Annotated in this window: 23 protein-coding genes; 16 read left to right on the forward strand and 7 right to left on the reverse strand. The window is 65.9% G+C overall.

Going from position 1 to position 18,773, the window contains the following annotated elements:
- On the reverse strand, nucleotides 1-429 hold the full coding sequence (locus tag W7U_RS21850) for a VOC family protein (protein WP_008262718.1): 429 nt from the start codon (nucleotides 427-429) through the stop codon (nucleotides 1-3).
- An 18-nt stretch (nucleotides 430-447) separates the two neighbouring features.
- Nucleotides 448-1,218: an SDR family NAD(P)-dependent oxidoreductase gene (locus W7U_RS21855; RefSeq protein WP_008262720.1), complete on the reverse strand. Its 771-nt coding sequence runs from the start codon at nucleotides 1,216-1,218 to the stop codon at nucleotides 448-450.
- 128 nt (nucleotides 1,219-1,346) lie between these two features.
- On the opposite strand from W7U_RS21855, the gene W7U_RS21860 reads away from it, so the two are divergent.
- The 7 genes from W7U_RS21860 (at nucleotide 1,347) to W7U_RS21890 (ending at nucleotide 8,085) form a co-directional block, all read left to right on the forward strand.
- Nucleotides 1,347-2,033 (forward strand): nitroreductase family protein, encoded by a 687-nt coding sequence (locus tag W7U_RS21860; protein ID WP_008262722.1) that lies wholly within the window; start codon nucleotides 1,347-1,349, stop codon nucleotides 2,031-2,033.
- A 106-nt stretch (nucleotides 2,034-2,139) separates the two neighbouring features.
- On the forward strand, nucleotides 2,140-2,883 hold the full coding sequence (locus W7U_RS21865; RefSeq protein ID WP_008262724.1) for an SDR family NAD(P)-dependent oxidoreductase: 744 nt from the start codon (nucleotides 2,140-2,142) through the stop codon (nucleotides 2,881-2,883).
- A 36-nt stretch (nucleotides 2,884-2,919) separates the two neighbouring features.
- Nucleotides 2,920-3,153, forward strand: coding sequence for a ferredoxin (locus W7U_RS21870; RefSeq protein ID WP_008262726.1), 234 nt, complete (start codon nucleotides 2,920-2,922; stop codon nucleotides 3,151-3,153).
- Complete coding sequence (locus tag W7U_RS21875; RefSeq protein WP_008262728.1) at nucleotides 3,150-4,508, forward strand: cytochrome P450; 1,359 nt, start codon at nucleotides 3,150-3,152, stop codon at nucleotides 4,506-4,508. Before W7U_RS21870 ends, W7U_RS21875 begins: the two co-directional genes overlap by 4 nt.
- A 39-nt stretch (nucleotides 4,509-4,547) precedes the next feature.
- Nucleotides 4,548-5,735, forward strand: coding sequence for a cytochrome P450 (locus tag W7U_RS21880; RefSeq protein ID WP_008262729.1), 1,188 nt, complete (start codon nucleotides 4,548-4,550; stop codon nucleotides 5,733-5,735).
- A 22-nt stretch (nucleotides 5,736-5,757) separates the two neighbouring features.
- Nucleotides 5,758-6,621 carry an SDR family NAD(P)-dependent oxidoreductase gene (locus W7U_RS21885; RefSeq protein WP_008262731.1) on the forward strand — a complete coding sequence of 288 codons (864 nt, stop codon included), beginning with the start codon at nucleotides 5,758-5,760 and terminating at the stop codon, nucleotides 6,619-6,621.
- 87 nt (nucleotides 6,622-6,708) lie between these two features.
- A complete protein-coding gene (locus W7U_RS21890) occupies nucleotides 6,709-8,085 on the forward strand; it encodes an LLM class flavin-dependent oxidoreductase (RefSeq protein ID WP_008262739.1) in 1,377 nt (458 codons plus the stop codon).
- A gap of 94 nt (nucleotides 8,086-8,179) precedes the next feature.
- Here the strand turns inward: W7U_RS21890 and W7U_RS21895 are convergent, their stop codons facing one another.
- The 4 genes from W7U_RS21895 to W7U_RS25835 form a co-directional block, all read right to left on the reverse strand.
- On the reverse strand, nucleotides 8,180-9,022 hold the full coding sequence (locus tag W7U_RS21895; protein WP_008262740.1) for a TauD/TfdA family dioxygenase: 843 nt from the start codon (nucleotides 9,020-9,022) through the stop codon (nucleotides 8,180-8,182).
- Nucleotides 9,023-9,134: 112 nt separating this feature from the next.
- On the reverse strand, nucleotides 9,135-9,716 hold the full coding sequence (locus W7U_RS21900) for a TetR/AcrR family transcriptional regulator (protein WP_008262742.1): 582 nt from the start codon (nucleotides 9,714-9,716) through the stop codon (nucleotides 9,135-9,137).
- 19 nt (nucleotides 9,717-9,735) lie between these two features.
- Entirely contained in the window at nucleotides 9,736-10,365 is a 630-nt protein-coding gene (locus tag W7U_RS21905; RefSeq protein WP_008262744.1) for a TetR/AcrR family transcriptional regulator, read from the reverse strand.
- A 126-nt stretch (nucleotides 10,366-10,491) separates the two neighbouring features.
- Nucleotides 10,492-10,674, reverse strand: coding sequence for a hypothetical protein (locus W7U_RS25835; protein ID WP_008262746.1), 183 nt, complete (start codon nucleotides 10,672-10,674; stop codon nucleotides 10,492-10,494).
- On the opposite strand from W7U_RS25835, the gene W7U_RS21910 reads away from it, so the two are divergent.
- The 7 genes from W7U_RS21910 to W7U_RS21935 all read left to right on the forward strand — a co-directional run bounded on the left by W7U_RS21910 (nucleotide 10,673) and on the right by W7U_RS21935 (nucleotide 15,666).
- Nucleotides 10,673-11,095 carry an Hsp20 family protein gene (locus W7U_RS21910; RefSeq protein ID WP_008262748.1) on the forward strand — a complete coding sequence of 141 codons (423 nt, stop codon included), beginning with the start codon at nucleotides 10,673-10,675 and terminating at the stop codon, nucleotides 11,093-11,095. The genes W7U_RS25835 and W7U_RS21910 overlap by 2 nt on opposite strands.
- A gap of 572 nt (nucleotides 11,096-11,667) precedes the next feature.
- On the forward strand, nucleotides 11,668-11,865 hold the full coding sequence (locus W7U_RS21915) for a hypothetical protein (protein ID WP_008262749.1): 198 nt from the start codon (nucleotides 11,668-11,670) through the stop codon (nucleotides 11,863-11,865).
- Nucleotides 11,866-11,997: 132 nt separating this feature from the next.
- Nucleotides 11,998-12,273 (forward strand): hypothetical protein, encoded by a 276-nt coding sequence (locus W7U_RS21920; RefSeq protein ID WP_008262750.1) that lies wholly within the window; start codon nucleotides 11,998-12,000, stop codon nucleotides 12,271-12,273.
- Between the two features lie 57 nt (nucleotides 12,274-12,330).
- Complete coding sequence (locus W7U_RS21925; RefSeq protein ID WP_008262751.1) at nucleotides 12,331-13,071, forward strand: SDR family oxidoreductase; 741 nt, start codon at nucleotides 12,331-12,333, stop codon at nucleotides 13,069-13,071.
- A 99-nt stretch (nucleotides 13,072-13,170) separates the two neighbouring features.
- The gene (locus tag W7U_RS21930; RefSeq protein ID WP_008262753.1) at nucleotides 13,171-14,604 is read left to right on the forward strand and encodes an FAD-binding oxidoreductase; all 1,434 of its coding nucleotides are present in this window, start codon (nucleotides 13,171-13,173) and stop codon (nucleotides 14,602-14,604) included.
- A 127-nt stretch (nucleotides 14,605-14,731) separates the two neighbouring features.
- Entirely contained in the window at nucleotides 14,732-14,860 is a 129-nt protein-coding gene (locus W7U_RS26945) for a hypothetical protein (protein WP_008262754.1), read from the forward strand.
- Nucleotides 14,861-14,988: 128 nt separating this feature from the next.
- Nucleotides 14,989-15,666: a Crp/Fnr family transcriptional regulator gene (locus tag W7U_RS21935; protein WP_008262755.1), complete on the forward strand. Its 678-nt coding sequence runs from the start codon at nucleotides 14,989-14,991 to the stop codon at nucleotides 15,664-15,666.
- Here W7U_RS21935 and W7U_RS21940 read toward each other — a convergent pair.
- Complete coding sequence (locus W7U_RS21940; protein ID WP_008262756.1) at nucleotides 15,663-16,418, reverse strand: alpha/beta hydrolase; 756 nt, start codon at nucleotides 16,416-16,418, stop codon at nucleotides 15,663-15,665. The two genes, W7U_RS21935 and W7U_RS21940, sit on opposite strands and share 4 nt — an antisense overlap.
- Before the next feature lie 509 nt (nucleotides 16,419-16,927).
- On the opposite strand from W7U_RS21940, the gene W7U_RS21945 reads away from it, so the two are divergent.
- On the forward strand, nucleotides 16,928-18,316 hold the full coding sequence (locus W7U_RS21945) for a hypothetical protein (RefSeq protein ID WP_020821300.1): 1,389 nt from the start codon (nucleotides 16,928-16,930) through the stop codon (nucleotides 18,314-18,316).
- Nucleotides 18,313-18,744 carry an SgcJ/EcaC family oxidoreductase gene (locus W7U_RS21950; RefSeq protein WP_008262765.1) on the forward strand — a complete coding sequence of 144 codons (432 nt, stop codon included), beginning with the start codon at nucleotides 18,313-18,315 and terminating at the stop codon, nucleotides 18,742-18,744. The genes W7U_RS21945 and W7U_RS21950 overlap by 4 nt, the downstream gene beginning before the upstream one ends.
- The last annotated feature ends 29 nt before the right edge of the window (nucleotides 18,745-18,773 follow it).

The following is an 18,773-nucleotide window of genomic DNA, read 5'->3' on the forward strand; positions in this document are numbered from 1 at the left end:
TCAGTTCTTCGGCACCGGCCGGACGCTGGAGTGGACCAGCTCGAGCAGCTGTCCTTCGGGGTCGCGCACCATGCATGCGAAACCGCCGCCCGGATCGGCGATCACGCTGCCACCGGCCGCCTTCACCGCCGCCTGCGCCGCCGGGAAATCATCGACCGCAATGGACAGATGCGTCAGCCCCGCTCCGACCATCGTCCGTTCCGGCTCCTCCGGTGCCGGATGCCCGGAGAACGTGAGCAGTTGCAGCACGAAGCCGTCGTTGTCCAGATAGACGGCCTCGAATCCGATCGGCGGCTCTAATCCCAGCAGGGCGCCGGCGAGCTTGTCCGGCACGGTCAGGCGGTTCATCTCCCGAAATCCGAGCGCCTCGTAGAACCGCTGCACCTTCGGCAGATCGCGGACTCGCAGTCCCAGGTGACTGACATTCATGGGCATCTCCCGTGTGTCTCAGACGCCGGCGGGGCCCGGCCCGCCGTGCATGTACAGCGTCTGGCCCGAGCAGTAGCTCGACGCATCGGAGGCGAAAAACAGTACGCCGTAACCAATCTCATCCGGCTCCGCGATGCGCCCTGAGGCGTTGGTCTGTCCGATCATGTTGATGTCGAAGCCCTGACGTTCGGCGTCGGCTTCCAGGCCAGGCGTGCGGATGGCGCCGCAGGCGATGCAGTTGACCCGCACGCCCTTGCGGGTCCAGTCCGCGGCCATCGAGCCGGTGAGGTTGTTCAGCCCGGCCTTCGCGGCGGCATACACCGGCGCCTGGGGCATTGCCAACAGGCTGGCGCCGGACGAGATGTTGACGATGGCGCCCTTGCCCGCGGCGATCATCGGCTTGGCGGCCGCGCGCGACAGATACCACGCGCTGGACAGGTTCAGGTCCAGCACCTGGTGCCACTCGTCGTCGGTCCACTTCATCAGGGATTTGGTCTCACCGCCACCGGCATTGTTCAAAAGCACGTCCAGACGGCCGAATTCGGCCAACGTGGTATCGACAAGGGACTGGCACGCCGCGGCATCGGTCACGTCGGTCGACACGGCCAGCGCCCGCCGTCCCAGTGCCTCGATCTCGCCGGCCGTCGCCTTCAGCGGCTCCTCTCGCCGTCCGGCGAGCACGACGTCGGCGCCGTGTTCGGCGAGCACCAGTGCCGATGCCCGGCCGATCCCAGTGCCACCGCCGGTGATGACGGCAACCCGTCCTTGCATCGAGAACCTGTCGTCCACAACACCACTTCCCATCGTTGCCACCCGGAACAAACGCAATACGACTGTACAGCATCAGCGAAAACCGGCCATGCGATTCGCGACCGACCCCCCTCGACACGCCCGTTCGGGTCGAGTACACCTGGGGCATGCCGGATTCCACCGATGACGTCTGGGAAGTGCTCTCGACCGCGCGATCGATGCGCAGGTTCACCGACGACCCCGTCGACGACGAGACGCTGAACCGCTGCCTAGAGGCCGCCACATGGGCCCCCAACGGCGCCAACGCGCAATTGTGGCGGTTCGTCGTCCTGTCCGCGCCGCAACAGCGTGCCGCCGTCGCCGACGCCGCGCAGTCAGCGTTGCGCACGATCGAAAAGATTTACGGGATGACCCGACCATCGGCCGACGATCACGGCCGCGCCGCCCGCAACAACCGCGCCACCTACGAGTTGCACGACCGCGCCGGGGAGTACACCTCGGTGCTGTTCACCGCCTACAAGAACGAATTCGCCTCCGAATTCCTGCAGGGCGGCTCCATCTACCCGGCGATGCAGAATTTCTACTTGGCCGCCCGCGCACAGGGTTTGGGAGCATGCTTGACGAGCTGGGCTTCCTACGACGGCGAACGGATCCTGCGCGAGGCCATCGGCGTGCCCGACGAATGGTTCCTGGCCGGGCACATCGTCGTCGGCTGGCCACGCGGTCACCATGGCCCGGTGCGCCGACGGCCCATCGGCGACGTGGTCTTCCGGGATCGGTGGGACCCCGAGCGTGCCGACATCGTGTACGGGGGAGGCGCACGCCCCAAGCGCGCCAAGAGGCCTGCCGACTGACCGATCTATCCAGGGGCGCAGCGGTCGCGCTTGCCGCCTTGTGCGCGGCGCCACCATCGGCTATACAGTCGTATAGCATTTGTGGTTGGCGAGGAGCGTGTCTGACATGAACCGCGTGGCGGTGGTGACCGGTGGTGGATCGGGCCTGGGTCAGTCGATCTGCACGACGCTCGCCGCCGACGGGCACCGGGTGGCTGTCCTCGACCTGAACGAGGAGGCAGCCGCCAAGGTCGTCGCCGAAGTCCACGCGGCGGGAGGCAAAGCCGTCGCGGTCGGTGTCGACGTATCGAAGGAAGCTTCGGTTCACGCCGCTTTCGACACGGTGCGAGCACAGTTCGGCCCTGTCGAGATCCTGGTGACCAGCGCGGCCATCGGCGGCTTCACGCGGTTCGACCAGATCACCCTGGCGGAGTGGAATCGGTTCCTCGCGGTGAATTTGACCGGCACCTTCCTGAGCCTGCAGGCCGGCCTTGCGGACATGGTGCCCGCCGGGTGGGGGCGCATCGTCACCATCTCCTCGGCGGCCGGCCAGCAGGGCGCGCCGCGTCAGGGTCATTACTCGGCCACCAAGGGCGGGGTGATCGCGTTGACGAAGACCGTCGCGCGGGACTATGCCGGAAAAGGCATTACCGCCAACACCATTCCGCCGTTCGCGATCGACACCCCGATGCTGCGCGAACAACAGCGGCTGGAAAAGCTGCCTCCGACCGAGTACCTCACGCGGGCGATTCCCGCCGGCCACCTTGGCTCGCCCGAGGACGTCGCCGGGCTGTGCTCCTACCTGTGCACCGATGGCGCGGGGTACATCACCGGTCAGGTGATCGGGGTCAACGGCGGCGCGGTCATCTAGGCCGGACGTCAAAATCTCTGACAGACAAGGAACATCGTGAAGGTACGCGTCGAATCGGCCCGCTGCCAAGGCCACACCCTGTGCGCGATGATCGCTCCTGGGGTCTTCGAGCTCGACGACATCGACGGCCATGCCCAACCGATCAACGAACGGGTCCCCGGCGAACTGCGCCAGCAGGTACGTGACGCGGCCCGCTCGTGCCCCGAGCAGGCGATCACCTTCGAGGTGGACCGCACCGCCGCACCCGCTTCGAACGCGGCGCGCCTATGAGCGCGCTCAACGAGCGCGCCCATGTCGAGGATGTTCCGCGCTACCACTTCGACCGGCACCACCCGCAATATCGCGAGAAGTTCCTCGATATCACCCATGAGATGCAGCAAAAGTGCCCGATGGCATGGACGGAGACGTACGACGGCCATTGGGTGGCGGCCGGCAGCGCCGAGGTATTCGAATTGGCGCGTTGTCCCCACGTCTCCAACGACCACGACATCAACAACGAACGCCGGGGCTACAAGGGCATTTCCATCCCCACCATGATCGGGGCGGAGAACTTCCGCGGCGGCATGCTCGAGATGGACGACCCGGAACACCGCTACTACCGCACCGCGCTGAACCCCTACCTGTCTCCGGCGGCGGTCAAGCGATGGGAACCGTTCGTTGGGGAGATCGTGCGCGCCTGCCTCGACGAGCGCATCGAAACCGGCCAGATCGATTTCGTCGACGACCTGGCCAACGTGGTACCCGCGGTGCTGACGCTGGCGATGCTCGGGGTGCGGCTGGACAAGTGGACCATCTACAACGAGCCCGCACACGCCTTGGTCTACACCCCGCCGGACTCCCCGGACGCCGAACGGGTCCGCGAACTGTACATGGCGATGGGCATGGATCTATTCGCCAACCTCGTCGAGATCCGGGAGAACCCGCGGCCCGGGGTCATCGACGCGCTGGCAAAACTGCGCATCGACGGCGAGGCGCCACCGGACATCGAATTGGTCGGCATGCTCAACCTGCTGATCGGTGGCGGGTTCGACACGACGACCGCGCTGACCGCGCATGCCCTGGAATGGCTCGCACAGAATCCGAACGAACGCACCCGGCTCAGCGAGCAGCGCGACACGCTGCTGAACCCCGCCACCGAGGAGTTCCTGCGGTACTTCACCCCCGCCCCCGGCGATGCCCGAACCATCTCCGAGGACATGAACCTCAACGGGACCGCGCTCAAAGAAGGCGACCGGCTGTGGCTGTCCTGGGCGATGGCCAACCGTGACCCCGCGGTGTTTTCCGAGCCCGACCGGGTGGTGATGGATCGAAAAGGCAATCGCCACTTCAGCTTCGGGCTGGGCGTGCACCGCTGCATCGGTTCGAACGTGGCACGCACCGTGTTCAAGGCCATGCTCACCGCCGTGCTGGACCGGATGCCCGATTACGAGTGCGTCGCGGAGGGCACCGTCCACTACGACAGCATCGGCGTGATCCAGGGCATGCGCCACCTGCCCGCGACCTTCACCCCGGGCCCACGCCTGGGCCCCGGCCTGGCCGAGACGTTGGACGCCCTGCAGCGCGCCTGCGACGAGCAGGGTCTGGCGCGACCGATCACCGAACGTAAAGAGTCCGCCGACATTTGATCGGATCGGCTTGACCCGCAATAACTTTGGAGGCAACAGATGGACGACCTGTACTACGATCCCTGGGATGTCGAGATCGACCTCGACCCCTACCCGACGTATCGCCGGCTTCGCGACGAATCCCCGCTCTATTACAACGAGCGGCACAACTTCTGGGGCATCAGCCGCTACGCCGACGTCGACGCAGCACTCAAGGACACCACTCGCCTGAGCTCGGCCAAGGGCGACATCCTCGAAGTCGTGCTCACCGATCCGGTGATCCCGGCAGGCGTCTTCATCAATGAAGATCCCCCGGTGCACACCATCCACCGCGCCATCGTGTCCCGCGCATTCACACCGAAGAAGATGCGCGCCATCGAGGACAAGGTGCGCGCGTTCTGCACCGCCTGCCTCGATCCGCTGGTTGGCGGTGAACGCTTCGACTTCGTCCAGGACCTCGGGGCCGAACTCCCGATGAAAACGATCGGGATGCTCGCCGGCATCCCGGATTCCGAGCAGCCCGCGGTGCGCGCCCACGCCAACGCGGTGCTGCGCAACGAAGCCGGCAAGCCTATGCACGTCGACAAGGAGCACTACTTCACCGGCGAGATGTTCGGCGAATACGTCGAGTGGCGCGAGAAGCACCCGTCCGACGACCTGATCACCGAGCTGCTGAACGTCGAATTCGACGACGAAACCGGAACTACGCGCAAGTTGACCAAGCAAGAGCTGGTCATCTTCCTCGCCGTCGTCGCCGGCGCCGGCGTCGAGACCACCGGTCGGCTGTTCGGGTGGATGGGCAAGGTCCTGGCCGAACACCCCGACCAACGCAAGGAACTCGCCGAAGACCACTCCTTGATCCCGACGGCGATCGAGGAACTGCTGCGCTTCGAGCCGCCCGGGCCGCACGTCGCGCGCTACGTCGCGGCCGAGGATGTCGCGTTCCAGGAGCAGATCGTGCCGGCCGGCAGCGCGATACTGCTGATGCTCGCCTCGGCCAATCGCGACGAACGCCACTTCGAGGACCCCGACCGGTTCGACATCCGCCGTAAGCCCGGCGGACACCTCACCTTCGGTCGCGGCGCCCACTTCTGCGTCGGCTCACCACTGGCCCGCCTCGAGGGCCGCGTCGCGCTCGAGGAGGTGCTCAAGCGATTTCCCGAGTGGACCATCGACATGGACAACGCGCGTCGTTCGCGCACTTCGACCGTCCGGGGCTGGGACTCCATGCCCGCGATCGTCGGCTGACCCGACAGACAGGAGAACTCTCATGTCGTCCGCACCGTGCGTGGCCGTCGTGACCGGAGCCAGCCGCGGCGCCGGAGCCGGCATCGCCCACGCCCTCGGACAGCACGGCGCCACCGTGTACGTCACCGGCCGCAGCGAGAACGCCGGCGACGCCGCCCTGCCCGGCACGATCCACCGGACGGCCGAAATGGTCAGCGCCGCAGGGGGACAGGGCATCGCCGTGCGTGTCGATCACGGCGACGACGAACAGGTCAAGGCGCTGTTCACCCGGATCGAGCAGGAACAGGGCCGCATCGACATCCTGGTGAACAACGCCGCCCTCATCCGCGACGAAATGATGGGGCGCACCAAGTTCTGGGAAGAGCCGCTCAATGTCATCGACACCCTGGATGTCGGCGTGCGCAGCAGCTACGTCGCCACCGTCTATGCCGCACCCCTGATGCTCCCGCAGCGACGCGGCCTGGTGGCCTTCACCTCCTCGTCGGGCTCGGTGCACTATGCCTTCGGACCCGCCTACGGAGTGCCGAAGGCCGCCGTCGACAAGATGGCCGCCGACATGGCCGTCGACTTCAAAGACACTGGGATCACGGCGGTATCGATCTGGATGGGATCGCTGCTCACCGACCGCGTCCGCGCCATCATCGCCAGCAACCCCGAGAAATTCGGGCACATCCTCGACAGCGCCGAAACACCCGAGCTCACCGGACATGTGATCTGGGCGCTCTACAACGACCCCCAATGCGTCGAACTCAGCGGCCAGACGCTCATCGGCGCGGAACTGGCCGTCAAGTACGGCATCCACGATGAAGACGGCCGGCAACCACCCTCCTACCGCGACCTGTTCGACGTCCATCCGCACACCCAGTGTGCGCACGTGATGCGCTAGCCCAGGCGGTTGACCACGGTGCCCAGGCATTGCTATACAGTCGTACAGCAATTCGAGTGATTCGGTCCTTCGAAAAGAGCGCGCTTTATGTCCAAACGCATGATCTTCACCTTGCTCGTGATGGATGCGATCGGCCACAACTTCCACGGCAGCTGGCGACACCCGCGAGCCGGAAACCGCGAATTCAAGTCCGCCGACATGTGGGTCGACCTCGCCAAGAAGGCCGAGCAGGCTAAGGTCGACGCGTTCTTCTTCACCGACGTCGTCGGCGTGCAGGGCGAGTACCGCGGTTCGCGCGACATCGTCTTCGAGATGGCGATGAACGTGCCGATCGGCGATTGCACGATGCTCATCCCGGCGATGGCCTACGAAACCCAGAACATCGGATTCCTCTACACAAGCTCCGTCATCTCGCATCACCCGTTCGTCTTCTCCCGCGCGGTGTCGACCCTGGACCATCTTTCCGGTGGCCGCATCGGTTGGAACATCGTTACCTCGGCCAACGAGAGCGCATTCCGCAACCTCGGGCTACCGGGCAATCTCTCGCACGAGGAGCGCTACGCCTGGGCCGACGAATACGTCGATGTCACCTACAAACTGTGGGAAGGATCCTGGGACGTCGACGCCATCGTCAACGATCCCGCCAAGGGGATCTACGCCGATCCGGCCAAGGTGCACAACATCAACCATGCGGGCAAGCGGTACAGCGTCGAAGGTTTCAACCTCATGGAGCCCTCGCCACAACGCACCCCGGTGCTGGCCCAGGCGGGCGGATCGCCGGCTGGCCTCGAATTCGCCAGCGGCCACGCTGAGCTGATGTTCCTTTCGGCGATGTCGTTGGAGACGATCGCCCAGCAGATCGCCACCGTGCGCGACCTGGCGGGCCAACGCGGCCGCCGCGACGCCGACATCCTGTTCTTGCAGGGCATGATGTTCGTCATCGGCTCCACCGACGAGGAGGCCTACCGCAAGTGGGCCGAACTCGAGGAGTACCGCAGCCCGGAGGCTCAAACGGCGTACTTCTCCAGCCTCAGCGGTATGGACCTCGGACGGTTTGACCCGTCGGCCCCGCTGCGCGACATCCTCGATGAAATTCCCGGCATCCGAGGAGCGTTCCTGGCGATGATCAACGCTTGGCCGGAGGGGTCGACCCCCACGGTGAAGGATTTCCTAAGCTCGCTGTCACTGCCGCAGATGGTCGTCGGATCCCCCGAAACCATCGCCGCTCGCCTGCTGGAATACCAGGGCGCCGGTGTGGACGGGGTTCAGGTCATGAATGCCCTGCTGCCGCAGAGCTACGATGAGTTCTTCGAATATCTCGTGCCCGTGCTCCAGGGCATTGGACTGATGCAGAAGCAGTACCGGCCAGGAACCCTGCGCGAGAAGCTTTTCGACACCACGTCTCCGCATGTCAACGAACGCCATCCGGCACACAGCTACCGAGGCATGTTCTGCGATCAATGAGCCGAACGTGCTCCGCCACTAGGATTCTCGTTCTCGTCGGTAGCCTGCGCGCGGTCGTCGCCGGTTTGGCCGACGAGGTACGGGCGTCCGAAGGTTAGGCGGCGGCGACGGGTTCCTCGCCGGCCAGCGTCGTGCGGTGCATCAGGCGCACCGACGTCGGTTCGAAAGGCAATGCGCGGTGCAGCATTCCGGTGTTGTCCCACATCACGAGATCTCCGACGCGCCACTGGTGGCGGATGCTGAACTGCGGCTGAGTCGACCAGTCCAGCAGGCGGTCCAGCATCTCGCGGCTTCGGGCCGGCGGCCACCCGACCACCTCGTCGGCGGTCGCCCCCAACAGCATCGACTTGCGGCCGTCGCGGTGCGTCCACACCAGCGGGTGAATGCGGGCGGGAACCCGGTTCCATTGCGCGCGCTGCTCTTCGGTGGCATCCGGGTTGGCCAGCGACTGGGCATGGGCGAAGGTATGCACGACCTGCAGCCCGCAGATCTGCGCCTTTTGCTCCTCGGGCAACGCCTCGTAGGCGGCGTAGGTGCTGGAGAATTCGGTGTCCCCGCCGGCGGGATCGACGGCACGGGCGGTCAACAGGGTGCCCTTCTGCGGCGTTTCGTCGGTGGCGCCGTCGATGTGCCAGTGGAAGTTGCCCTGACGGTAGGAGGCCAGCAGCGCGTTGGTCTTCGCCGGATCCAGTGTGATGGTCTGGATCTCCGGATAGCGGTGTTCGCCGGTCGGCTGCACCACGAGCGTCCCCAGCATCCGGCTCAACTCCAGCAGGCCCTCGTCGTTGATGTTGACCTCGCGGTACACCACCACACCGTGTCGATCCAGCGCCGCCTGTGCCGCATCGGCGCCAGCCCGAGTCACCAGGTCATTGCTGGTCATGCCGGTGATTTCGAGCCCCAGGGCCGCAGAGATGGGGTGGGAATGGACCGCCATAACGCCTCCAATGGACTTTGGTGATTTGTACAAGAATAGCGTGTTCGGCCGCGGAACGTCCATTCTCTCGCGCGCGGATCGTGGGGTGCGCGGCCGCGAATGGGGCCGAGCGTCAGGCGGTGGGAGGTTCGACCTGGTCGAGGAATCGTTCGACCAGAGCGGTGGCTTCGGCATGGCCGGTGACGGTGCCGAGGCTCTCTTCGAGGTAGATCATCCGCGGGATGCACGAGAGCAGGAACAGCACGGCGGCGGGCGGCAAAGCGTTTTCGTCGAGACCGTAGGCGGCCCAGCGGGATCGGATCGTCGTCAGCAAGGCCTGGCGGACGCGCTCACCGCCCTCGCCGATGACGGCACGCACCGCGCTGCGGTGATTGGCCAGTGCCATGAATTCCATCAGCAGCGCGGTGCCGGCGGCGTTGTTGGCGTATGCCCATGCGCCGCGTAGTGGTTGGTCGGATTCGGAGGCGCGCTGTAGGTCGGCGATGAGGCGATCGGTTGCCGAACGCAGCACCGCCACGAATAGGTCGTCCAGGGACGGAAAGTAGTACTGCACAAGGCCCGCGGCCACGCCCGCAGCGTTGGCCACGCTGCGAAAGGTCACCGCGCCGTAGCCCTGATCGAGCATCAGTGCTTCGGTGGCGGCCAGGATGCCCTGCAGCTTGGCTGACTGGCGAGCGCCGCTACGGGATGCCATGAACAGTCCGCCCTGAACGCTACGGTGAACGCCGTTGGGCGGTCTTACGTTTCGGCGCTGGTGCCGGTTCGATCGAGTCCAGGTACTTCTCGAAGGCGTTGGTGACTTCCTTGTGGGCGGTCTTGACGCCGATGCCCTCTTCGAGGTTGAGGAACTTGGGCAGCCCGGAGATCAGCAGTTGCAGGGCGGGTAGCGAGAAGTGTCCACCCGGGCGTGCGCTCTTGCCGAATTTGGCGACGAGCGCATCGACCTGACGTTTGCGGTTGGCCTGGGTCACCGCGGCGATCTCGGCCTGGATGGATTTGCGGTGGTTGCCCAGCGCCATGAATTCCGTCATCAACGCGCCCGATGCCTCGGTACGGCTGAACTCCCACAATGCGCGGAGTGGATCATCGGGGCGCGATTCGAGCACTTTGTCGAGGAGCCGTCGGCTGCGTTCGGAATAGCGGCGGATCGCCGAGAGAAAAATGTCGTCGAGTGTCGGGAAGTAGTATTGGACCAGGCTGGGCGTGACCCCGGCGGCCGAGGCCAGGGCGCGGTAGGTCACGCTCGCGTATCCCTCGTCGAGCATCATTTTCTCGACATGGTCGAGCAGGGTGTCCCGGGTCTTGGACGTCTCGGCGCCCACACGCCGCGCGGATGCTGCCATGTTCTCCTCGTTCAGCCGGTTCGTTGTATTGTGACACCGGTGGCACGCTGTACAGACGTACAGTGCCGGGCGATTCTGCGATTGCGGCGCGGGGGTCTTGCGCCGAATGGGGGCGCCGTCGCCCGGTCACGTCAACCCGATCTCCCGCTGCATGCGGTGGCCGGCAACATCTCTCGGCAACTGGCCGCCGAAAACCTTCGCCAGACCCTTGCCAAGATCGCCGACCCGAGCTATATAAAAACTATGCCGCAAGGCATAGATAACCGATGCGAACAGACACCAGATGGGAGTGTTGGAGGTGACGACCATGTTGGTTCGTAGCGATCCGTTTCGTGACCTCGACCGCTTCACTCAGCAGCTATCGGGCACCGCGGCACGTCCGGCCGCGATGCCGATGGATGCCTGGCGCGACGGCGAGCAATTCGTGGTCGAATTCGATCTGCCGGGAATCGATGAGCAGTCGCTGGACCTCGACATCGAGCGCAATGTGGTGACGGTGCGCGCCGAGCGCCCCGACGTCGATCCAAGCCGGGAGATGCTGGCAACCGAACGGGCGCGTGGGGTGTTCAGTCGGCAACTGGTGCTCGGCGACAATCTCGACACCGAACATATCGACGCGTGTTACGACGCCGGGGTACTGCGGTTGCGTATCCCTGTGGCCGAGAAGGCCAAGCCACGCAAGATCGCGGTCAACCGCGGGGATAGGCAGCAGACCGCAATCAGCGCCTGATGGGCCGGTGCCATGCTGACAGAACGTGAGTTGGTGATGACGCACTGCGGCACCGGGACAGCGGCGCCCGGCACCGACGCCGAGGGATCACCAGGCCGGCAGACGGGGCTCTTGCTGGCCGATGATCCGGAGGTGGCGGTCCTGATTGCCGAGGTCGACGCCATCTTGTGCGCGGCGTCAGTCACCCTGCTTCGTCGGCCACCGGCGCCACCAGTGGCCGGGTGCGCCCTGCTTGGGCCCCGGTCACCTGGTCGGTCCTGGGAGGTATGCGCACCGCCATGGCGCGCGCCCACGCCCAATGTGCGCGCCGTGCAGCGCAGCCCTCCGCGGCGACCGTCGGCCAAGCCCGGTAACACCAGGATGGAGAAAGGCAGGTGATGAGATCACAACGAGGATGAATGGGCCAGTCCGCCGGCCCGGGCAATTCCGTGGGCACTACCTCGATCCTGCACGGATGAGGTTCGGCCACTGCCATAGCCAGGCGACTCGTCCGGGGGCGGGCGGCCCACCCTCACAAAGCCAAACATATTGACAGTCGGGGCTATTCATCAGTCGCGAAGGAGAGGGTAACCGTGATCGAACAAGCCATGCTCAACAGCCGTGCGCGCAGATACTTCGGTGCGTGGGATAGCTTTTTGCCGGTGGAGGCCGACCCCGCCGACTGGGCAGAACAGCAACTGTCGGTGTCCCTGCCAGACGACGAATATCCCCATCTCGGTGGTGACCGCCGCGTCCTGGTCTCGATGTCGGGCGGCGCCGACATCGACTGATATCGCATTGCGTTGAGGTCCAGCTTGTTTGAATCGGCAGGTTCCGTGCCTCACGACCTGGCCTGAGACTTGTTGGCCGGAGTGTGGCCGGCGTGTGACCCTCCCGCGACCGTGACGAAGGACGCTCATCACGTGACGGTAATCGCGGCGATCTGCGCGCTCGCGACAGCGACGTGCATCGGCTACTACGTCGGCCGCCGTGCGCGTCCCGCGCGGCCAAGCTGGAAGAAGCGCACCGGCAGGATCGCGCTGGGCAAGCTGGCGATCAACCTGGTCGCGGTGGTCACGGCCCGCCGACTTCAGCAGAGCCTGCAGCTCGAGCGGATGTTCGCGAGTAGGCGAAGATCGAGACCGGTTGCCCCACTTGACCTTCTGCGGGGTAGCGTCGTGCGGATGCGGTCCTACTAGCCTGCCCGAAGCATGCACGCCGCATCGAACTCGCCGCGACGAAGGAAGAGAGCTGGCATGGCTGCGCTGCAGGACAAGGTGGCATTGGTGACGGGCGCGTCGTCGGGACTGGGCGCGGAAACCGCCAAACTGTTCTCGCGGCAGGGCGCAACGGTTTTCGGCATCGGTCGCGACGCCGGACGCCTGGCCGGCGTCTTCGCCGACGTGGAACGCGGCCGCCACGCATCGGTGGACATCGCTTCGCCCCGGGCCTGCAGGGACGCGGTCGAGCAGTGCGTCAGCGAATTCGGCGGCTTAGACATTCTCGTCAACGTCGCCGGCAAACACCAGATGCGCCGCACGGAGTCGATGTCCGACGCCGACTGGGAGCAGGATGTCGCCGTCAACCTGAACGGCCCCTTCTTTCTCTGCCGGGCCGCGCTGCCCCACCTGCTGGAGCGAGGCGGAAACATCGTCAACGTCAGCTCGATCGCCGGTGTCGAGGGCCAGGCGTACTCGGCCGGCTACTGCGCCGCCAAGCATGGGCTGATTGGCCTTACCCGCGCGCTGGCCGTCGAATACACGGCGGATCGCCTGCGGGTCAACGCGGTGTGCCCGGGCGGGATGCTCACACCCCAAATCGAACAGTTCAGCGCCCCGAACAATCCGAACTACGACCTGATCATGCGCACGGCCTCCCCACGCGGCATGATGCAGCCGCTCGACGTCGCCAACGTGATCGCCTTCCTTGCCAGCGACGCCGCCGCGGCCATCCACGGCGCCGTCTATCGCGTCGACAACGGCAAGGGCGCCGGATAACGGTTGGGGCACGTTTCGGTCAACCGTCGACATGTCATGCGCCGCCACGGTTCTCGTGGCCGACAATTCGGGACATGAGGCAGTCGCGGGAGCCCGACGTTGGCGCGTGAGATCTCACGGCAGACGTTTCTGCGGGGCGCCGTCGGGGCGCTAGCCGCGGGGGCGGTGCTCGGCTCACCCCGCGCTTTCGCCGATCCCAGGCCGTCCGGGTGGGAAGGCCTTTCCACCGCGCTCGGCGGCAAGGTGCTGCTCCCGGACAGCCCCCAATTCGCCAGTGCCAAACAGGTTTTCAACACCAACTACAACGGCTCCACGCCGGCGGCCGTCGTCACCCCCACGTCGGCGGCCGACGTGCAGAAGGCGATGGCGTTCGCCGCCGCCCACAACCTCAAGGTCGCTCCGCGCAGTGGCGGGCACTCCTACATAGGAGCGTCGACCGCCAACGGGACCATGGTGCTCGATCTGCGCCAACTGCCCGGGGACGCCAACTACGACGCGGCCACGGGGCAGGTCACGGTGACGCCGGCCACCAGCCTCTACACGATGCACCGGACGCTTGCCGCGGCCGGCCGGGGCGTCCCGACGGGTACCTGCCCATCGGTCGGCGCCGCGGGGCACGCGCTGGGCGGCGGCCTGGGCGCCCAGTCCCGGCATGCGGGTCTGCTCTGCGACCAGCTGACATCGGCGTCGGTGGTGCTGCCCAACGGCCAGGCGGTCACCGCATCCGCGGCCAGCAACCCCGACCTGTTCTGGGCGCTGCGCGGCGGCGGTGGCGGCAACTTCGGTGTGACGACCTCGCTGACCTTCGCGACGTTCCCCACCAAGGACGTCGACGTCGTCAACCTCAACTTCCCGCCGGAGTCGTTCGCCCAGGTCCTCGTCGGATGGCAGAACTGGCTGCGCACCGCGGACCGAAACAGCTGGGCGCTGGCCGACGCCACCGTCGACACGACGGGCACGCATTGCCGAATCATGGCGACCTCCCCGGCCGGATCCGGCAACAGCACGGCGGCGGCCATCACCCAGGCGGTCGGAATGCAGCCCTCCGGCACCGAGAACCACACCTTCAACTACATGGACCTGGTGAACTACCTGGCGGTCGGGAACCTCAACCCGTCACCGCTCGGCTACGTCGGCGGATCCGACGTCTTCGCCACCGTCAACGCGGGCGTCGCGCAGGGGATCGCCGCGGCGGTCAACGCCTTTCCCCGCGGAGCCGGGCGCATGTTGGCGATCATGCACGCGCTCGACGGCGCCCTTGCCACCGTGGCGCCGGGGGCGACGGCCTTTCCCTGGCGCCGACAGTCGGCGCTGGTGCAGTGGTACGTCGAGACCGGCGATCCCGCGGCCGCGACGAACTGGCTCGGCACGGCACACCAAGCGGTGCAACAGTATTCGGTCGGTGGCTACGTGAACTACATCGAGGCCGGCCAGTCGCCGGCGCGCTACTTCGGCCCGAACCTGTCTCGGCTGAGCGCGGTGCGGCAAAAGTATGATCCCGGTCGGGTGATGTTCTCCGGGCTGAATTACTAGGCGGCGGGCAGGGGCTCGCAAGTCGGTGATTAGACCAGCTTTGCACGGGGTACTTCCACTGCATCTGTGCGAATGAGGGGTTTGGTGAATGGCAGTGGAACACGGTCGCGCACGGTGCCCGCGATGCATGGCATGGGCGCAGTACAGCTTTCTAGAGCGCGACGACAAGCTCGAGTATCAGGTCCGTTGCGATGCGTGCGGCAACGTCTACTCCGAAGTCACCACCGCGTCGACCGCCACGACGCCGGCCGCCTAGCCGCCCGACCTGCTGCGTTACGGAATTTAACCCTCGTGTAAAGTCGAGGACGCGAGCCAAGACGCCCCCAACCCGGAGTAGCGCCTAGTGCGCGCAAACGCCGTGCGGAACGCGTTGAAAGGGGCGGCGTGGACGACATTTTGGCGCGAGCCGGTATCTTCCAGGGAATTGCACCCGACGCGGTCGCCGCGTTGGCCCGCCACCTGCAGCACGTCTCCTTCCCGCGCAGGCGCACGGTCTTCGTCGAGGGCGAGGCGGGCGACGACCTCTTCGTGATCTTGGCGGGTTCGGTGAAGATCCGTCATCAGACCGGCGACGGCCGTGAAACCGTCTTCGCGGTGCTGGGCCCCGGCGACGTGTTCGGCGAGCTCGCACTGTTCGATCCGGGCCCGCGAACCTCGACGGTGATCACGCTGACCGAGGTGGAGACCGTCAGGATGGACCGCCACGCCCTGCGAACATGGATGGCCGAACGCCCCGAAATCTCCGAGCAGCTCCTACGGGTGCTGGCGCGTCGGCTCCGGCACACCAACAACACGCTGTGCGACTTGATCTTCACCGATGTGCCCGCCCGGGTCGCCAAGCAAATCCTCGATCTGGCAATGCGTTTCGGTACCAACAGCGGGGGACCGGTGCGCGTCGAGCATCACCTCACGCAAAAGGAGCTCGCTCAACTCGTCGGTTCCTCGCGCGAAACGGTCAACAAGGCGCTATCGGATTTCACCCAGCGCGGCTGGATCCGGCAGCAGGGCAAGGCCCTCATTATCGACCAGCCCGCGAAGCTGGCCCGCCGCGCACGGGCCTAGGTGATCGACCAGAATTCCAGCAGCGTCCGTAGCGTCGCAACCAGGGGAAGCGGCTGATCCAGCATCGGGTGATGACCGGCTTCGGCCAGCTCGACAAACGGGCCCCTCAGCTGCAGGAGGGAGCGGATCCGTTCGGCCATGGCGGGCGGCACCAATCCGGCCTCGCAACGCAAATACCCTACGCGGCAGCGCATTGCGGCGAGCATGCTCTCTAACGATTCCTCGTCGGCGGGCGTCGGATCGAGATACTCACCGCCGTAAATCGCCGGATCGAATTTCCAAACCCAGCCCCCGTCGGACTTGCGTACCGACTCCGCCGCGATATGCCGGCGGACATAGGGGAGGATCAACTCCTGCGACGGCACGGCCGTAAACCGGGCCAGGATCTCGTCTTTCGTCCGATATTGGGTGTGTTTGTGCCGGCGTAGGCGTTCTTCCTCCGGCGCACGCTCCCACAGCGGCGAATCGATCACCAACATGCTGTTGATCTGCCGGCTATGGTGCATCGCCGTTGTGGATGCGACCCAACCGCCCATGCTGTGGCCGACGATGGTCGGCCTCCCGGCGGGGCCCGCGGCGGACGCGGCGGCCATCACTTCGCTCGCCCAGATCCGCAGGTCATAGTTGGCGCGCGACCCGCTGTCGCCATGGCCGGACAGATCCAGCGCAATCACCCGGTGGGTACGGGAAATGAACGGCGCGATGTGGTCCCACCAACCGGAGTGGGCTCCGCCGCCGTGGATCAGCACCACCGGCGGCTGGTCGGCGGCACCCCAAATGCGTAGGTGGATACGGCAGCCGTCGACATCGACCTCGCCGTGCTCGGGCTGTTGATCGAGTGCGGCAGTGAACCACGCCGGTGTAACGGGTAGCTGGCGCGAACGGGAGAACAGTTTGACCCTCCCTATTCGCGATGCAGGTCAGCCGCGCCGACGCCCCACTTTAACTGCAGCGGAACCATTTCGGAAGCATGCTCGAGCATCCACGGCGGCCCTGTGGGTGGCAGCGAATCATCGGAATGGACGCCAGGAGGGCCAACCGCGTCCCAAAAGCTGTACATAGATCCAACTTTCACCGTGTTGAGGTGCGTGCCGTTGTCCGGGAGGGACTGCGATCTCCACGGATCCCGCCGGTCGGCCGTGGCGGAAGCCGTATTATCATCGCCTTAATATTCTTACCATAACCTTAGATTTGCGGTATGCTGCTGCGGCATGGGTCACACCACAAACCGTGTGGGCTCCTCTGTTCACAGGCCTGTGCCGTGAACGCCTCGCGTGAGCACGCCGTTGTGTTAGGTGCGGGGATCGCGGGTCTGCTTGCCGCGCGGGTACTTTCGGATGTCTACGACTCGGTGTGCGTCATCGAGCGTGACAAGACTCTCGGCCTTCCCATTCACCGGAAGGGTGTGCCACAAGGGCGTCACATCCACAATTTCCTGAGCCGCGGCACGCAGGTGCTCGCCGAACTGTTTCCCGGGCTGATTGACGAGCTGGGCGCCGCCGGTGCGGTTGTCATCGACGACGGCGACTTGTCGCGGCTTTATGTGCGGGCGGGCCGCTACGAGCTCCAACGTGCGGGCACGTTGACCGATCCCACGGCGGTGACGTTGTGCCTGGCGACTCGACCTTTTGTGGAGTCCCATGTGCATCGACGCGTCGCGAATCTGCCCAACGTGCGGTTTCTCGAGGGCCATGAGGTGATCGAGCCGCTCACCGAGGCAAATGCCATTGCCGGCGTGCGAATAGTGCAGCACGACAACGGCACGCCGGGGGACCTGGCCGCCGATCTGGTCGTCGACGCGATGGGCCGGTCCGCCCGCACCCCGGCGTTTTTAGACGGGATGGGCTACGGACGCCCGCCCGAGACACGCTCCACTGCCATGCTGGGCTATTCCAGCCAACTGCTGAGCATCCCTAACGGATGCATCAACGAGCAGATGGTCGTGTTCAACCTCGGGCTTCGTGGCAAGCCCGGCGGGCTGCTGCTGGCCTGCGAGAACGACACCTGGATGTTCGCGGTCGCCCGCACCATCGACACGGGCGGGGCGCCACCCGATTTCGCCACCATGCTTGCGCTGGCCGAGGGTGCATTGCCCCCGGAAATCATGGACGGGCTACGCCGCGCGCACCCGCTCGCGGAGATTGCCACCTTCCGCAATCCCGCGGCGGTTTGGCGGCGCTACGACCACATGCCGAGACTCCCCCGCGGACTGCTCGTCATCGGCGATGCGCTCTGCAGCCCTAACCCGGTGTACGGGCAAGGCATGACAATGGCGGCGCAGCAAGCGCTGGCACTGCGTGACTGCCTACGCGGCGGCGACGCCGACTTGGCCCAGCGCTTCTTCCTCATGGCGGCACGCGGCATCCGGCCGACATGGGCGATGAATCAGGCCAACGACCGCAACCGGTCGTCGAACCGCAAGCCTTCCCTGCAACGGCGGCTGCGGGGCCGTCTGGTCGGGGCGATGCTGAACGCCGCCGGCGACGACACCGCGGTCACCGAACGCCTGCTGCGGGTCACTCACCTCGTCGACCCACCGGTGCGGCTGCAGGACCCCTCGTTGTTGCTTCGCGTCCTTCGAGCCAACTTGCGGCAACGATTCCGACGGGCGCAGCAGCATCGACACCATCGATTGCGGGAGGCATTGTGACGACCGGTGAGCGGCGGGCCGACGAAGACGCGATCCGCGGGCTGATCGATCAGCAGGTAAGGGGTTGGGCGGCAGGCGATCCCGACGCCTATGCCAGTGTCTTCACCGCGGATGCGGACTACGTCACCTTTCTGGGCGCCCACCATACGGGCCGCGACGCGATTGCGGCGTCGTACGCCACGCTGTTCCGCAAGCTCCTCAAGGGCACCCGGCTACACATCGACGTCGCCCAGCTCCGGTTTCTCACACCCGACGTGGCGCTGATTCACGCGAACGCGACGGTGGTGAGGCGGCGACGCAATCGGCGCAATGCTCGGGTGAACACGAGTGTCGCCGTGCGCAGCGACGGGCGCTGGTTGCTTGCCGCTTCGCAAAACACGACGCATCGTCCGTTCGCAGAAGCCCTTATGGCCAGGTTCTTTTCCTGAAGGCCGCGACCATCCGGAGCCGTGCGGCT

The organism is Mycobacterium sp. H4Y, from assembly GCF_000364405.1.
Classification (GTDB): domain Bacteria; phylum Actinomycetota; class Actinomycetes; order Mycobacteriales; family Mycobacteriaceae; genus Mycobacterium; species Mycobacterium intracellulare.

Coding starts and splice junctions, on each gene's coding strand:
- W7U_RS21850 (WP_008262718.1), bottom strand. CDS start 429: ATGAATGTCAGTCACCTGGGACTGCGAGTCCGCGATCTGCCGAAGGTG.
- W7U_RS21880 (WP_008262729.1), top strand. CDS start 4,548: ATGGACGACCTGTACTACGATCCCTGGGATGTCGAGATCGACCTCGAC.
- W7U_RS21860 (WP_008262722.1), top strand. CDS start 1,347: ATGCCGGATTCCACCGATGACGTCTGGGAAGTGCTCTCGACCGCGCGA.
- W7U_RS25835 (WP_008262746.1), bottom strand. CDS start 10,674: ATGGTCGTCACCTCCAACACTCCCATCTGGTGTCTGTTCGCATCGGTT.
- W7U_RS26945 (WP_008262754.1), top strand. CDS start 14,732: ATGGCATGGGCGCAGTACAGCTTTCTAGAGCGCGACGACAAGCTCGAG.
- W7U_RS21910 (WP_008262748.1), top strand. CDS start 10,673: ATGTTGGTTCGTAGCGATCCGTTTCGTGACCTCGACCGCTTCACTCAG.
- W7U_RS21895 (WP_008262740.1), bottom strand. CDS start 9,022: ATGGCGGTCCATTCCCACCCCATCTCTGCGGCCCTGGGGCTCGAAATC.
- W7U_RS21900 (WP_008262742.1), bottom strand. CDS start 9,716: ATGGCATCCCGTAGCGGCGCTCGCCAGTCAGCCAAGCTGCAGGGCATC.
- W7U_RS21905 (WP_008262744.1), bottom strand. CDS start 10,365: ATGGCAGCATCCGCGCGGCGTGTGGGCGCCGAGACGTCCAAGACCCGG.
- W7U_RS21885 (WP_008262731.1), top strand. CDS start 5,758: ATGTCGTCCGCACCGTGCGTGGCCGTCGTGACCGGAGCCAGCCGCGGC.
- W7U_RS21925 (WP_008262751.1), top strand. CDS start 12,331: ATGGCTGCGCTGCAGGACAAGGTGGCATTGGTGACGGGCGCGTCGTCG.
- W7U_RS21890 (WP_008262739.1), top strand. CDS start 6,709: ATGTCCAAACGCATGATCTTCACCTTGCTCGTGATGGATGCGATCGGC.
- W7U_RS21865 (WP_008262724.1), top strand. CDS start 2,140: ATGAACCGCGTGGCGGTGGTGACCGGTGGTGGATCGGGCCTGGGTCAG.
- W7U_RS21875 (WP_008262728.1), top strand. CDS start 3,150: ATGAGCGCGCTCAACGAGCGCGCCCATGTCGAGGATGTTCCGCGCTAC.